This is a genomic window from Bacillus sp. 5B6 (assembly GCF_000259405.1).
In the GTDB taxonomy this organism is placed as follows: domain Bacteria; phylum Bacillota; class Bacilli; order Bacillales; family Bacillaceae; genus Bacillus; species Bacillus velezensis.
Genome location: NZ_AJST01000001.1, coordinates 1,656,891 through 1,670,203, shown reverse-complemented (window position 1 = coordinate 1,670,203; position 13,313 = coordinate 1,656,891). Strand labels below are relative to the sequence as shown.

Below are 13,313 nucleotides of genomic sequence, written 5' to 3'. Positions count from 1 at the left end.
ATTAACTAGTCTTATTGTACCAAAAACAAAAGGGTATATAATAGTTCAAAAGTTATTAATCCGTTACAGACCCGTAAATCCTCCGAAAAGATTTGACAGAACGATCAGAATGTAGCTCATCCAGTTAAAAAACAGCATAACTCCGATCAGAATCATAAGAATGCCGCCGATTTTCATGATAAGCAGCTGATGCTTGCGAATCCAATTCATTCTGGTAATAAAAAATGAAAGAACAAGAAAAGGAATCGCAAATCCGAGAACATATAAAAACATATACGGCACTGCTGAAGAAGGATTTGTATTGGCCAGCGAAAACACGGCTCCTAAAATGGGCCCGCTGCACGGCGACCAGCCGGCTGCAAACGCAAGACCGATCAGAACCGAACCGATAAACCCCTCCGGACGGCGCTTAAAGTGAATGCGCCGCTCTTTCATCATGAATTTCGGCTGAAACACACCGGCAGTAATCAGCCCGAAAAGGATCAGCATGATAGCGCCAAACTGGCGGATCGCTTCATGATATTGGGTAAAAAAACTGCCGATAAACGAAGTTCCATATCCCAATGCGATAAAAATCACGGAAAAACCAAGCAAAAAACAAAGTGTATGCACGAGGCCGCGCTTTTGCAGCATCACCTTTTCTGTTTTCACCTCGTCCATACTGACACCAGTTATGTAAGACAAAAAAGCGGGATACAACGGCAGACAGCATGGAGAAATGAAAGACAGAAATCCGGCCCCAAACGTCAGAAAGTAATTAAAACTCACGATGACACACTCCCTTCGAGTTATGACAAAATCATTTCATTTTTTTAACACTTTCCCGAGAAGGATTACTTTTTATAGAAAAAGCTTATATAATTTAATTTGACATCGAGATATTATACTCCTTCTTATTTGAAAAACAGTATAAATGTGGATATAATAATAGCGACTCAGGTGAAAGATTTATGTATGAAAGGATATATCCCTGTGATTAGAGAGCATCTATTAAATGAAATTGAAAAAAAACGGGCAGAGCTGCTTAAAATCGTCATGACAAACGGAATGACATCAAACATTACGATAGAACTCAGCCAGGAGCTTGACCACCTTCTCATACAATACCAAAAAGAACTGCACACCGGCAGTTGGGGTGAAACATGACGCCAAAATAAAAAACCCTCTCCGGGTTTTTTATTTTTATAACCATGTATCTCTATATCATAATCTGTACGTATTATTTCGCTTGATTATTCATGGCTTTCATCATTTGATTAATTTTCTTTTGAGAAGGTTTCATTCCCATTTGCATCATCATCATGCGTAACATTTGTTCATTAATAGGCGGATTCTTTTTCAAATAGCTCATCATATATTTACGAGCAATAAAAAACCCGAGTGCAACACCTATGAGCAATGCGACAACGCCCACTAGGATGCCAACCCATAAAGTCATTTTATTTCCTCCTTCATGTTGTCTAGTTTAAAGTGTACTAAACCAAAGGCTATTATACAACATTTACATCTCTTTTTCCTCGTTTTTAGACAAAATTTCTTTCTCTGACCGGATTTAACCACCCGTAGCGCCGTGTCTTGAAATCCATTGCAAGAAAACAGGGGCTGATTTTACGCAGAATCTCAAAGAAAATCGTTTCCGCCTCATAATCTCCCGAAGCCGCAATCTCAATTAAACTGTCTTTCATCATGAAGGTGGCGCGGCCCTTTTCTCCGGGCAGTGTAAGCCGGTAAATGGAATCCAAACGGCTGTAACTCATTCGGTTTAAATGCAGCTGGAGACGCTGATGCATATGTATCACCGGAATCGGTTCCGTTATATATTGAACTTGCTTTTCTGTCATTTGATATTCCTGGGGTGTCAGGTCTGTCCAATGATAGTCTCGAAACAACTCAAACATAGCCGTTTCCCGCCCGAAGTAGTGGTTCGCAAACTCATCCTTTATCAGGTGTGTATAGTAATGACGTTCCATTTCCTCATCCCCTTTTACAGCGCTTCGTTATTGCTTTCTATTATACAAAAGGAGAAAAGAAAGAATTGTCTATTACTGTTACGCCGCCCCTTCTATTTTTGTCGCATAAACAGGAAAAAGAGGATGATTTGACTCATCCTCTTTTGTCTCGTTATTTGTTTAAAAGTTTTTTCACGCGGTCAACCACGTTTTCTGCAGTAAAACCGTATTCTTTCATAATTGTTTCTCCCGGAGCTGAAGCACCGAAACGGTCAATTGCGAGAACGTCTCCTTCAAGACCGGTAAATTTGCCCCATCCGAAGCTTGAACCCATTTCGATCGCAAGACGTTTCGTCACATTCGGAGGAAGCACGCTGTTTTTGTACTCGGCCGATTGTTTTTCAAAGCGGTCCCAGCTCGGCATGCTGACTACAGATACGTGAATGTTTTCTTCAGCCAGTTTCGCTTGAGCTTCGATCGCAAGTCCGACTTCAGAACCTGTCGCTAAAAGAAGAGCGGCTGGTGATTCCGTTTGGGCTTTGGAAACGATATAAGCCCCTTTTTCCACGCCCGCATACGCTTCTTCAGCCTGCTGATCAATCGTCGGCAGGTTTTGCCGTGTCAATACAAGAGCTGTCGGATGATCTTGGCTTTGAACGGCAACCTTCCATGCAGCTGCGGTTTCATTTCCGTCAGCAGGTCTGATCACAGAAAGGTTAGGAAGTGCGCGTAAAGAAGCAAGCTGCTCAATCGGTTCGTGAGTCGGCCCGTCCTCTCCTACGGCAATACTGTCATGTGTGAATACATAAGTGACGGGAAGACCCATCAATGACGCCAGACGAATGGCAGGTCTTAAATAATCAGAGAACACAAAGAATGTGCCGCCGAATACGCGGAGGCCGCCGTGAAGCGCCATTCCGTTTAATGCAGCGCCCATCGCAAATTCACGGACACCGAACCAGAAGTTTTTCCCGGCGTAGTCTTTGGCCGTGAAGTCTCCTCCATTTTTGATTGTCGTTTTATTTGAACCCGCAAGGTCAGCAGATCCCCCGACAAAGAAAGGAATTTTCTTGGCGATCCCGTTCAGCACCTCACCTGAAGATGCGCGGGAAGCAAGGCTGCTGCCTTTTTCATAAACGGGAACTTCCTGATCCCAGTCTTTAGGAAGCTCGCCTTTCATGCCGAGTGACAGCTGTTCAGCAAGCTCAGGATATTTTTCTTTATAAGCCGCGAACAGTTCATTCCATTCCTGTTCTTTTTTCGAGCCGGCTTCTTTTACAGCTTGATTGAAATGCCCGTATACTTCTTCCGGAACATAAAAATCTTCTTCAAACGTCCAAGCATACGCTTCTTTTGTCAGCTTGCTCTCTTCTAGTCCTAACGGAGCGCCGTGAACGCCGGATGTGCCCGCGCGGTTTGGAGAACCGAAACCGATCGTGGTTTTCACTTCAATCAAAGTCGGTTTTTTATCATTCTGGCGCGCTTTTTCAATTGCAGCCGTCAATTCAGCGATGTTGTTTCCGTCCTCAACATAAAGAACTTCCCAGTTCATTGCTTCAAAACGCTGCTTTACATTTTCAGAGAAAGAACGGTCTAAATCGCCGTCTAAGGAAATGTCATTAGAATCGTATAATACGATCAGGCGGCCTAATTCAAGATGGCCTGCAAGAGAAGCGGCTTCGGAAGAAATGCCTTCCATTAAATCGCCGTCTCCGCAAATACTGTATGTATAATGATCAACTACGTTGAAAGAATCACGGTTATATGTCTCAGCCAGATGGCGTTCTGCAATTGCCATTCCCACTGCCATTGCAATACCCTGTCCAAGCGGCCCGGTCGTTGCGTCTACTCCGGCTGTATGCCCGAACTCCGGATGTCCCGGTGTTTTGCTTCCCCATTGACGGAACTGTTTCAAGTCTTCAATGCTGAGGTCATATCCGCTTAAATGCAGCATGCTGTATAAAAGCATTGAACCGTGGCCTGCTGATAAAACAAAGCGGTCGCGGTTAAACCAGCCCGGATTCTGCGGATTTACATTCATAAATTTCGTCCACAGCGTGTATGCCATCGGAGCAGCTCCCATCGGCATGCCCGGATGTCCGGAATTCGCTTTTTCAATTGCGTCTATAGATAGTGTACGAATGGTGGCAACTGATTTCTTTTCAATTGTATCCATTATAATCCCCTTCCATATTGTTGTACCTTTTCATCATAAAGCGATGCTGACTTTTTCTCAACTCTTTCAGCTTAAATTTGAGATAAACTTGTTGAAAATTGTCGTAAAGCACATCCTGATATTAGTATATACGAAAAAAGAATACGTATTGCCGTATTCTTTCTGTTTAATGAAGATTATTTTTCTGTTGTTCTCTTTTTAATTTTTCAGGGGTGACATCGTTGCCTTCCGGATCAATCACTTTTACGCTCTTTAACGTATTTTTCATTGAGGAGCGGAATCCTTTCAAATACTCCTGGCGAAGCTTTTGCTGTTCAGCTTTTTCCTCATCCGTTATCGTGTTTGATTTAGCTTTTTGAGCCAATTCGTTAATTCTTGCGATTTTTTCTTTAGAAATCATAATAAGCTCCTTTGGTGCGTGTTGATTATATACTACTAAAACGCAGTCTTTTTTACAACTGATGCGCGTCAGCTGCCTTCTGTGTCTGCGATATATTCCTGAAACCGCCGATGAACCGTGGCTTTGGACACATCGTAGCCGAATCCCCTTAAGGTCGCTGCGATTTCTGCAAAGGTAAGCTTGTTGGCTCTCAGCCTGATAATTTCCGAAACCGGAACCTCTTTTTTTTCTTTTCCGCTGTTTTCATGCCTGTTTTTCAGATTCCGTTCAGGTTTGTAGCCGTTTTTCACGGCTCTTTTCATTCCCCGCCGGATTTTCATATTGTGAATTTTCCTTTGATATTCCTCAACAATACTGACGATTTCGAGTACCATCGAATCAGCTTCGGAAAGCTCAAGTTCACCTTTATGAGCCGTCGTATATATTTTTACATTCTCCCTGTAAATACAATGCAAAAGCGCAATCTTGGCGTTTCCTCTTCCCAATCTCGTTTCGTCCTGCACCAATATCGCGTCAATATGTGATTTTTTAATTTCATCAAGCATTTCAAATACTCCGTCGCGGTCCATTTCGTAACCGCTGGCTTTCTCAGAAATGACTTTCACGACTTCCATGCCGTTTGCAGCAGCGATCTCACTGAGCTCCTCTTCCTGTCTTTTTAATGACGTTTGCTGCTGTTCTTTGTTTGTGCTTACGCGGGCATAAATGAGCGCCTTCATTTCTCTCTTTCCTCTCTAATTGACAATGGCCAGCTGATATACGGCCGGATGCTTCTTCTTAACCGGAAGAATAAGTTCGTCTCCGGGCTTTATATCAGCAGTTTGGAGATGATTATTCTCCGTCACCCACTCAATGAAATCTTCTTTATTAATATGTTTCTTTTCTGCTACATGATCCGCAAGTGACCAGAGTGTATCGCCGTCCTGAACCTTTATTTTAACATATTGGCTGAGGGAATGATCATTCCCCGCACATGAGACAAGTAAAATAGCGGCACTTAAAATTGCAGTAAACAGCCCGACAAATATAATAGATTCTTTCGCCATGTAAACAACCTCCGATAAGAATGTTTGTTCGCTTTTTATACCTTTCAGTATATACGAACAAACGTTTCTGTCAATCGTTTTTTTCGAACCTATGTTTGTACTGTCAGGAAAATCATGCTATAATCTACTTAAAATCGACGTTTTGAGGTGCGAAATATGACGAAGCTATCAAAAAGGCAGCTTGATATCCTGCGTTTTATTAAAGAAGAGGTAAAAACGAAAGGATATCCGCCTTCTGTAAGAGAGATAGGAGAAGCAGTAGGACTGGCTTCCAGTTCAACCGTGCACGGCCATTTGGCGCGGCTGGAGACAAAAGGCCTGATCAGACGGGACCCTACTAAACCGAGGGCGATTGAGGTATTGGATGAAGAAGAAGTCCAAATTCCGAAAAGCCAGGTCGTAAACGTTCCGGTCATCGGGAAAGTGACGGCGGGTATTCCGATTACGGCTGTTGAAAATATCGACGAGTATTTTCCGCTTCCTGACCGGATGGTTCCTCCGGGCGAACATGTCTTTATGTTAGAAATCATGGGAGAAAGTATGATCGACGCCGGCATTTTTGACAAAGATTACGTCATTGTCAAACAGCAGAACACGGCCAATAACGGAGAAATCGTCGTAGCTATGACCGAAGATGATGAAGCGACGGTCAAGCGCTTCTATAAAGAAGACAATTATGTGCGGCTGCAGCCGGAAAATCCGACGATGGAGCCGATTATCCTGCAAAACGTAAGCATTTTGGGGAAAGTTATCGGCGTATTCAGAGCTGTACATTAATTCTATTAAACTTCATTTATCGTAAAAAACCCCTCTGCAAGGGGTTTTTTTGCATAAAAAAAGCAGATTCGCCCTGGCTTAAGAAACGAATCTGCTAAGGAGGAAAAACTTACATTCTTATTATCCGACATCACACTTTTGAAGTCAACTAATAATGTTTCCCTCAAGAAACTTTTCATCCATTTTTCAACTTTGTATATTTGTGCGTGATGAAATTGCTTTTGTTTATCTTTTCTTTGAGCGGGTGCATCAAAATTTATATATGAATATTTAGTACATAGTACGATAAGTTATATCTGAATATAAAAAAACCCGCTGCCTTTAGCGAGTATCTATTTTCAATCAAAATGATAATATTCTACACCGTATAACCCTTTAATATAGACGGGGCCACAGACGTTTGAAGAACTTTCAACCAGAATCCTGTATTTGTGATACGGATCAATTGATTTTTTATCCTGGGCACTGAGGTTTAACCAGCTGCCGCTGTAGTTTTTAGAACTTAATGTATAAAAATTTCCGTTCAGCGCCATCCGCTGGAGTTTCATGCTTAAACCGCACGAAGAGTTGTTCATTATGGTGAACTTATATCCTAAAAAGTAATCGTCGGCAGCTACAGCCCCCGGATTTTCAATATGAAACTCTTTTGCATTTCCCTCCAAAGTGAAGCTTGTTTTTGATCCGAATTCAGTGGTAGCCGCTTTAACTGAGTGTATTCCGCTAAAACATAATAAAAAAACAGCAATACATATCCAGTATTTTTTCATTTACATCCCCCTTTTTACATATTTTAACTTGTGAATCCTGTGATGTCTATTCACATTTTATTAAAACGTATACTTTATAACCACTATATACCAGTTTAAAAATTTGCGGATTGCTTACAATGAAGACTAAACGAAATAACGAAGGTGGTTCAAATGAAACACGTAATTGCTTTCGCTTCTAAAACGGCGCTCACACTTGCTTTACTGTACATTGTTCTGGATCTTATGTACCAAGTAACCTTTTTAAACGTTCTGTTTATTACAGTGATCTTAAGTTTAATCACTTATTTTGCGGGTGATTGCATGATTCTGCCGAGAACAAGCAATTTCACAGCCGTTGCAGCTGATTTCGGAATTTCATTCATTATATTATGGATATTCCTTATGAACATTGGCGGATTTAATGTCTCGCCTGCCGCGGCATCGGTTATCTCTGCACTTTGCATTTCTGTTTTTGAGGCATTTTTTCACCGGTATTTGCAGCAATATGTACTTCCCGAAGATTATCAGGACACAACAGAGACGGATAGCACGCTATGGAGCTATCAAACCGAGGCGTCTGAAGAATTAGTGCCGGAAAAAGACCCACAGGAAAAAACATAAAAAGGAGGCAATCGCCTCCTTCTCTTTTTATTTTTGCTTCTGATCGTCCAGCGGCAGCTGCAGCAGTGAGTCTGTGCCTGTCGCTTTCGGCGTTTTTCCGTCCCATTTTTCAATCCATTTATATTTGATCATTTCATCGGACATTGATTTCTTTATGATTTGGTTGTAATCAGCGATCCCTTCCGCTTCAATTTTTTTCTTTTTCGCTTCGGCTTCGGCTATTTTAATTTCAGTTTGTGTCCGTTCAAGTTCCTGTGAAGACTTCACCCTTGCATCGATAGCTTCCTGTGTGGCTTTATCCGGCTTCGGTACGCCAAGCGTCAGATCATCAATTAAAAATCCAAGACTCTTCATATCATCAGCAAATCTCTTTTGAACATCGGCAGCGGCTTCTGCAGATTTTTGCCCGTATGTGTCAATAACCGAGTATTTGCTGATTGATTTTCGCGCCGCATCCCACAGCCTTGTTTTTAAATATGTATTTTCGATCGTTTCAACGTCTACCGCCCCGAATTTGTTAAACAGATCGACTACTTTATCAGGCTGCACGACATAGTTGTAAGCGATATCCATTTCAATATTTTTACCGTCTGAGGTTGCCACTTTTATATTTTCATTATTCACTGTCTGCATACGCACCGGATATTCCGTTACTTTATTAAATAATCCGACTAAGTGCCAGCCTTGGTCCAATGTGTCGGATTTTACCCCGCCATTCGGTGAGTATACAACCCCGACATAACCGTTCGGTATTTTTTCAATGAATAGTGACGCTGTAACGCCCGCAATTAAAAGGGCTGCACCTATAATCACACCGCCGAGAATTTTTTTTGTGTTTCCGCGCTTATTTTCGCTCATGCTGATCTTCTTCCTCCCATGACTTTTTGAATTTTTTGGCTCCGCTTCCCACTTGTTTAAAGATTGGACTAAGCATCAGCCATAAACCGAATCCGATGATGACAAGAAGAATGATAGACCCGATCATCACTTTCATTTGCCCACCTCTTTTCTTTCATCCTGTCAATTATGTATACGATCTTAAGAACTTAAAGTTTCATAAATTTCAAAAGAAAAAGCTCCGCCGGCAAAATAGGCGTGCTTATTAATAATTGTCACTGATAAAATCAGAAATCGTTTTTGTAAATTGATAAAAGGTCCCATTTTGTGTGGATGCTCTGCTTTTCAGCGTAAAAGTGTCAAATAGTGATTTTCTGAAGCCGGTGCTCATTTCGATTTGAATACTCAATCCGGATGAAGATTGATTGGCAAGGTTGTTCGGACTGACGCCTGCATATTTATCATTTATGCCAAGAAGAACGGCAGGATACCCGTGCCGTTTCAGCACATCGGTCAAAAGTTCGGCCCGTTCTCTGTCTGTACCGCCGATTTTTATCTTTTTATCGTCACTGCCGTAACCGTGCAATGAAATGACATTAGAGTGCTCTTTCACCATTTGCACGGCCTTAGGTTCATCGAAATGCGAACTTGTCAAATGCAGAGCCGCATTACCGGCTGGTTTTAACCCTTCAAATAAATATAAACTCCGGTTTTCGGCAATTTCTCTAGATAACTCACTGGTCCCCGGCTCTATGCCTCCGCCGTGTATAGCTAATATGAGGACAGAAGGGTCATGCTCTCGCGTTGAAATGGAAAAATCGGAAGGATCTTCATTCAGCTTTAATTCCTCGAAACCGCCGTAAATATCTGAAGCGGCATTAGCCTGAAAGAACGGCAGGAGCAAAAACGGTAAAATTAAAACTAAAATTCCTTTTTTGGTTATTGATGGCATTTGTATGTTTATGTTACAATACAAATGCTTCAGCCTTTGAAGCGAACGGCAGAACAGGGTGACTTTGGACGGTTTCTTCTGCTCTGCCTCTTTGCCAGCTGCTTTACGCTCTATTCTTCTAACCCTTTTTGCCATAACATCATCCTTTCTTTTGTTTACACTTTTGTCACAATATTATATACGTTGGACAAAACCTCCGTTCATCTTGGAGAATAAAAACATCAAAACAACCTCTATCCTTTAACCTAAAAAAGTCTTTCTGTCAAAGAGACGGAAAGCTTAAATGATAAAAATGAAACCCTTCTCCTTAGTTTTGGAGGAGAGTGAAGACTGCAAGAAATCATTTTATCAATATTTGAGCTGGGCTGGCGTCCGGCTCAAATATTTGCTCCCGGCATAAACGGTTACAGAGTGGCCGAATTTCGAAGTCAAATTTGAACATGACGTATGATTTCCCAATTCAAGAATCACCGAAACAAATTGAATGTAACTGCTGTTTCCATAAAAAAAGACTGCTGTTAAGCAGTCTTTTTTCGTTTTATTTCGTGCCTGTTGATCCCAGTCCGCCGCGGTCATTGTTCCCGAGCTTGTCTACTTCGATCAGCTCTACTTCAGGCATTTTCTTCATGATTCTGAATTGGCAGATCCGCTCCCCCTTGGAAATGTCGGTATCCCGAAGCGCGAATGCAGGAAAAAACCAGAAGTCATTGTCGCCTTTATAAGATTCATCAATGACTCCCATTGAATTTGTCTGAATGATACCGAAATGCTTATATGTACTTGAACGCGGAACGACATGGGCCTCATATCCTTCCGGCAGTTCCATCGCAACTCCAAGCGGGATAAGTTTGAATTCACCTTGTTTGATTGTTATATCTTCAGCTGCCCGCAGATCAATCCAATCGCCCTGTTCAATTTTACTGATTCTCGTTTGCGTATCATCTGAATATTTAATTTTGATTTGTAAAGTCATTTTCGCTGCTCCTTTTGGTTCCCTATTTCAGTCGTATTGATGACCAATCCGTGCCCCATTATACCATTTAACTGATAAGAATGTTGATTTTGGTGTATATGCAGCCGAAGGAGAAGCACTGCAAAGTCAATGAGAATAAACCTAAAATGAGGGCCCCTCCTATCAGTTTTTTCCTCCATTTTCACATGACAGCTTCAATTACAATAATGCAAAGTTTTATATCCGTTGTTTCAACAGAGCTTTTTTTAAATTTCACCTTGGTTTCAAAAGGAATTTCGTTCTGAATAAAGAATTTGAAGAATAAGCGCTTAAAGGGCGCGCGACTCTTTTCTGTCCCCTGCCTCAGGCGCTTATATCAAAAGAAAGAGGTGTCTTTAGAATGGTTCAATTTAAAAACTTTCCTGATCCGTCTTTAAACGCCCCATTGCAGTCTCGCCCTGCACAGCCCTCTGAATTGGAGCATCTCAAAGCAAGGATGCAGAATTTTATTAAGCATTCCGCAACGGATGATAATCTTGAGATCGCAGATGCCCGGGTGACGGCGGAAGGAATGGTCACCTCACTTTTAAAAGAACGGCTTGATACAGAATACGAAATGCTTAAGAATAAAATCACCCGGGAAGTGAATGTGGAGGACTACGGAGCGATCCCTGACGGCCGGGACAATACGGAAGCCTTTCGGAGAGCGATCGGGAACGGCCGGGTCAAAGTAAATGTTCCCGCAGGAGAATTTTTGGTTCAAGGGATAAAACTCCCCTCATGGACTACCATTTCCGGTGAGGGACAAGGGATTACCGTGCTAAAGCTTCATGAGGACACTCCCGCATACGAATGGGTCATTACTAACGATGATTACGAAAATGGAAACCGTAATATTTTTGTCCAGAACATGACTTTAGACTGGAATCCTGATCGTCAATGCGGGGTCAGGAACCCAGGAGGACAGTTTTCCAGCTGTTTAACGTTTGCTAATGTGCAATACGGCTGGATTAAGAATGTTGAAACGGTTAACGCGGGTCTCCATGGTATTGATATTACATCTCCGACTTACGATCATTTGCCTGAAACAGAATGGACGAAAGACGGGTGCCGATATATATGGATTGATAACTGTGTGGCATACGGCGCCGGAGACGACGGCATTACCACCCATTACAGCGAGTATATTTTCATCTCCAACTGCCATTCCGGAAACCCCCGCGGCACAGAGCATGCTGAGGGCAGCGCAAACTCGAACGGCATTGAAATTGACGACGGCTCTAAACATGTATGGCTTTTAAATAACTATACGAGCGGAAATATCCGCGGGATTGAGGTAAAGGCGCACAGCCTGTGGCCGGCTTCTCAAAATGTTCATATTATCGGTCATGTTTCGTATCGTGATGTACGTTCATTTGATATTCGTCATATCGGCCATCATCAGGCCTCAGACCCCGAAAGCACGACGGCTTATGATGTTACTTTAACCGATTGCACCGCGATTGAACCGGTGTTTAATGCTCTCTATGACGGTGTGACCCCGAGGGCGCTGGTCATCTCTGCCTATAAAAACGTTAATGTAAACGGATTCACAGCTATTGGTGATCCCTCATACGACTATGGCGGGAATCCAGTCGTGGCTCTTCAATACCGCAGTCAAAATATTACGATCAACGGCATTAAAATACGCGGCTTTACACAAGCAGGTGTTGACATCAATATATCCGGCGGATCAAATAAAACCGATTATGTTAAAATTTTAAATTTTGATATATACAAGTCTTCTCCTAAAGGCATCTCAATCGGCGGAGGCCAATATAACGTAAATATTATGAACGGTACGATGATCGGAGACGGCGGTTCCGTCGGAATTACGTCCCCTAACAGTCAGGCCGTCATTCTCGGGGTGCAAGCGGAAGGTTACAGCGCAGCCGCATCTATAAAAGGACAGACTTATGAGCAGATCCCCGTCAATTTAAAGGGAGGCGCACAGCTCGCGACCAGCTCTGGTTTTGCATTCAACCCGACAAGCGCCGTTATTGCGGGAACAGGCGATATTACGGCCAGAGGTGACAGAAATGCGATCATCAGCTCTTCCGGAGGTTCAAGTTCTGAAGGTTCAAGGGCATTTATCGCCGCTTCAAACAATGTCCATATTACGGGCAGCAAAGTCTCCAGAACGATTCTGTCATCAGAAAGCATTACATTGGAAGAACCATACACGGTTGCCGGAGGGCATCAGTCCATCAAATGGAAACTGGATTCAGCGGGCGGCCACGGTACGTTCGCCGGAGCTGTCACCTCTTCCTTGTCAGGGTACGGAGAATATTTTGAAAGTGTAACCGGCCAGACAATTCCCGCCGGGACGATTGTCACAGTGAAAGGCGAAAAAATTGAATCGGCTCACGTCGGAGATTACATGCTCGGCGTCATTTCAGAAACAGCCGCTTTTATCTCAGGAGCCGCAAGCTTCGGATGGCAAAGCCGCTTTTTGACAAATGAGTTCGGCGGTTTCATATACGAAAATGTGACTGACGAAGAAACAGGAGAAACGGTACGCGTGCCGAAACAAAACCCGGACTGCAGTCCGGCTCTTGAAGCTGACTATGAAGCACGCGCGGCCAGAGACGAATGGCACATTGTCGGACTCAACGGCCGGCATTACGTACGGGTCGACGGTACGGTCAGCCCGGGAGATTATATCACGGCCCATAACGGAATCGGGACTAAAGCCGCGGAAGGCTGGAAGGTATTGAAACTGACGGCCTTATACAGTTCTGAAAAAGGGTACGGCATTGCAATTGCGGTTATCAAATAGGGTCTCAATATCAGGATCATCTCCTCTCTTTTCTAT

General features: G+C 42.9%; 16 protein-coding genes. 4 read left to right on the top strand and 12 right to left on the bottom strand.

What is annotated here, in order from left to right; all coding sequences use genetic code 11:
- Window positions 1–63: 63 nt before the first annotated feature.
- Window positions 64–771: a cytochrome c biogenesis protein CcdA gene (locus MY7_RS07880; RefSeq protein WP_088056486.1), complete on the bottom strand. Its 708-nt coding sequence runs from the start codon at window positions 769–771 to the stop codon at window positions 64–66.
- Between the two features lie 201 nt (window positions 772–972).
- Here MY7_RS07880 and MY7_RS07875 point away from each other — a divergent pair, with 201 nt between their 5' ends.
- Window positions 973–1,146 carry an aspartyl-phosphate phosphatase Spo0E family protein gene (locus MY7_RS07875; protein ID WP_012117647.1) on the top strand — a complete coding sequence of 58 codons (174 nt, stop codon included), beginning with the start codon at window positions 973–975 and terminating at the stop codon, window positions 1,144–1,146.
- Window positions 1,147–1,219: 73 nt separating this feature from the next.
- Here the strand turns inward: MY7_RS07875 and MY7_RS07870 are convergent, their stop codons facing one another.
- The 6 genes from MY7_RS07870 to yneA form a co-directional block, all read right to left on the bottom strand.
- Window positions 1,220–1,438 (bottom strand): YneF family protein, encoded by a 219-nt coding sequence (locus MY7_RS07870; protein ID WP_003153994.1) that lies wholly within the window; start codon window positions 1,436–1,438, stop codon window positions 1,220–1,222.
- 85 nt (window positions 1,439–1,523) lie between these two features.
- Window positions 1,524–1,970, bottom strand: a complete 447-nt coding sequence (gene sirA / locus MY7_RS07865; RefSeq protein ID WP_003153995.1) for a sporulation inhibitor of replication protein SirA — start codon at window positions 1,968–1,970, stop codon at window positions 1,524–1,526.
- Between the two features lie 151 nt (window positions 1,971–2,121).
- Complete coding sequence (gene tkt / locus MY7_RS07860) at window positions 2,122–4,125, bottom strand: transketolase (RefSeq protein ID WP_007611727.1); 2,004 nt, start codon at window positions 4,123–4,125, stop codon at window positions 2,122–2,124.
- 166 nt (window positions 4,126–4,291) lie between these two features.
- Window positions 4,292–4,525, bottom strand: a complete 234-nt coding sequence (locus MY7_RS07855) for a DUF896 domain-containing protein (protein WP_003153997.1) — start codon at window positions 4,523–4,525, stop codon at window positions 4,292–4,294.
- A 68-nt stretch (window positions 4,526–4,593) separates the two neighbouring features.
- Entirely contained in the window at window positions 4,594–5,244 is a 651-nt protein-coding gene (locus MY7_RS07850; RefSeq protein ID WP_007611724.1) for a YneB family resolvase-like protein, read from the bottom strand.
- A gap of 15 nt (window positions 5,245–5,259) precedes the next feature.
- A complete protein-coding gene (yneA, locus tag MY7_RS07845) occupies window positions 5,260–5,571 on the bottom strand; it encodes a cell division suppressor protein YneA (RefSeq protein WP_007611722.1) in 312 nt (103 codons plus the stop codon).
- 156 nt (window positions 5,572–5,727) lie between these two features.
- Here yneA and lexA point away from each other — a divergent pair, with 156 nt between their 5' ends.
- Window positions 5,728–6,348: a transcriptional repressor LexA gene (lexA, locus tag MY7_RS07840; RefSeq protein ID WP_007611720.1), complete on the top strand. Its 621-nt coding sequence runs from the start codon at window positions 5,728–5,730 to the stop codon at window positions 6,346–6,348.
- A 338-nt stretch (window positions 6,349–6,686) separates the two neighbouring features.
- On the opposite strand, the gene MY7_RS07835 is transcribed toward lexA, so the two are convergent.
- Window positions 6,687–7,115, bottom strand: coding sequence for a hypothetical protein (locus MY7_RS07835; protein ID WP_007611718.1), 429 nt, complete (start codon window positions 7,113–7,115; stop codon window positions 6,687–6,689).
- Window positions 7,116–7,268: 153 nt separating this feature from the next.
- On the opposite strand from MY7_RS07835, the gene MY7_RS07830 reads away from it, so the two are divergent.
- Window positions 7,269–7,718, top strand: coding sequence for a YndM family protein (locus MY7_RS07830; protein WP_003154009.1), 450 nt, complete (start codon window positions 7,269–7,271; stop codon window positions 7,716–7,718).
- Between the two features lie 27 nt (window positions 7,719–7,745).
- Here the strand turns inward: MY7_RS07830 and MY7_RS07825 are convergent, their stop codons facing one another.
- From MY7_RS07825 to MY7_RS07815, 4 genes are all read right to left on the bottom strand, one after another.
- Entirely contained in the window at window positions 7,746–8,576 is an 831-nt protein-coding gene (locus MY7_RS07825; RefSeq protein ID WP_007611716.1) for a prohibitin family protein, read from the bottom strand.
- Window positions 8,563–8,712, bottom strand: a complete 150-nt coding sequence (locus MY7_RS19750; RefSeq protein ID WP_007410334.1) for a hypothetical protein — start codon at window positions 8,710–8,712, stop codon at window positions 8,563–8,565. Before MY7_RS19750 ends, MY7_RS07825 begins: the two co-directional genes overlap by 14 nt.
- Window positions 8,713–8,820: 108 nt before the next feature.
- Window positions 8,821–9,642 carry a poly-gamma-glutamate hydrolase family protein gene (locus MY7_RS07820; RefSeq protein ID WP_007611714.1) on the bottom strand — a complete coding sequence of 274 codons (822 nt, stop codon included), beginning with the start codon at window positions 9,640–9,642 and terminating at the stop codon, window positions 8,821–8,823.
- Window positions 9,643–10,045: 403 nt separating this feature from the next.
- Window positions 10,046–10,480: a dUTP diphosphatase gene (locus MY7_RS07815; RefSeq protein WP_007611711.1), complete on the bottom strand. Its 435-nt coding sequence runs from the start codon at window positions 10,478–10,480 to the stop codon at window positions 10,046–10,048.
- Between the two features lie 379 nt (window positions 10,481–10,859).
- Between MY7_RS07815 and MY7_RS07805 the strand changes: the two genes are divergently transcribed.
- On the top strand, window positions 10,860–13,277 hold the full coding sequence (locus MY7_RS07805) for a peptidase G2 autoproteolytic cleavage domain-containing protein (protein ID WP_007611709.1): 2,418 nt from the start codon (window positions 10,860–10,862) through the stop codon (window positions 13,275–13,277).
- The last annotated feature ends 36 nt before the right edge of the window (window positions 13,278–13,313 follow it).

What these genes read in the sequence shown, in the direction of transcription:
- MY7_RS07805 (WP_007611709.1), top strand. Translation starts at nt 10,860, where the DNA reads ATGGTTCAATTTAAAAACTTTCCTGATCCGTCTTTAAACGCCCCATTG.
- MY7_RS07825 (WP_007611716.1), bottom strand. Translation starts at nt 8,576, where the DNA reads ATGAGCGAAAATAAGCGCGGAAACACAAAAAAAATTCTCGGCGGTGTG.
- MY7_RS07855 (WP_003153997.1), bottom strand. Translation starts at nt 4,525, where the DNA reads ATGATTTCTAAAGAAAAAATCGCAAGAATTAACGAATTGGCTCAAAAA.
- MY7_RS07835 (WP_007611718.1), bottom strand. Translation starts at nt 7,115, where the DNA reads ATGAAAAAATACTGGATATGTATTGCTGTTTTTTTATTATGTTTTAGC.
- tkt (WP_007611727.1), bottom strand. Translation starts at nt 4,125, where the DNA reads ATGGATACAATTGAAAAGAAATCAGTTGCCACCATTCGTACACTATCT.
- MY7_RS07820 (WP_007611714.1), bottom strand. Translation starts at nt 9,642, where the DNA reads ATGGCAAAAAGGGTTAGAAGAATAGAGCGTAAAGCAGCTGGCAAAGAG.
- MY7_RS19750 (WP_007410334.1), bottom strand. Translation starts at nt 8,712, where the DNA reads ATGAAAGTGATGATCGGGTCTATCATTCTTCTTGTCATCATCGGATTC.
- lexA (WP_007611720.1), top strand. Translation starts at nt 5,728, where the DNA reads ATGACGAAGCTATCAAAAAGGCAGCTTGATATCCTGCGTTTTATTAAA.
- MY7_RS07815 (WP_007611711.1), bottom strand. Translation starts at nt 10,480, where the DNA reads ATGACTTTACAAATCAAAATTAAATATTCAGATGATACGCAAACGAGA.
- yneA (WP_007611722.1), bottom strand. Translation starts at nt 5,571, where the DNA reads ATGGCGAAAGAATCTATTATATTTGTCGGGCTGTTTACTGCAATTTTA.
- MY7_RS07850 (WP_007611724.1), bottom strand. Translation starts at nt 5,244, where the DNA reads ATGAAGGCGCTCATTTATGCCCGCGTAAGCACAAACAAAGAACAGCAG.
- MY7_RS07830 (WP_003154009.1), top strand. Translation starts at nt 7,269, where the DNA reads ATGAAACACGTAATTGCTTTCGCTTCTAAAACGGCGCTCACACTTGCT.
- MY7_RS07870 (WP_003153994.1), bottom strand. Translation starts at nt 1,438, where the DNA reads ATGACTTTATGGGTTGGCATCCTAGTGGGCGTTGTCGCATTGCTCATA.
- sirA (WP_003153995.1), bottom strand. Translation starts at nt 1,970, where the DNA reads ATGGAACGTCATTACTATACACACCTGATAAAGGATGAGTTTGCGAAC.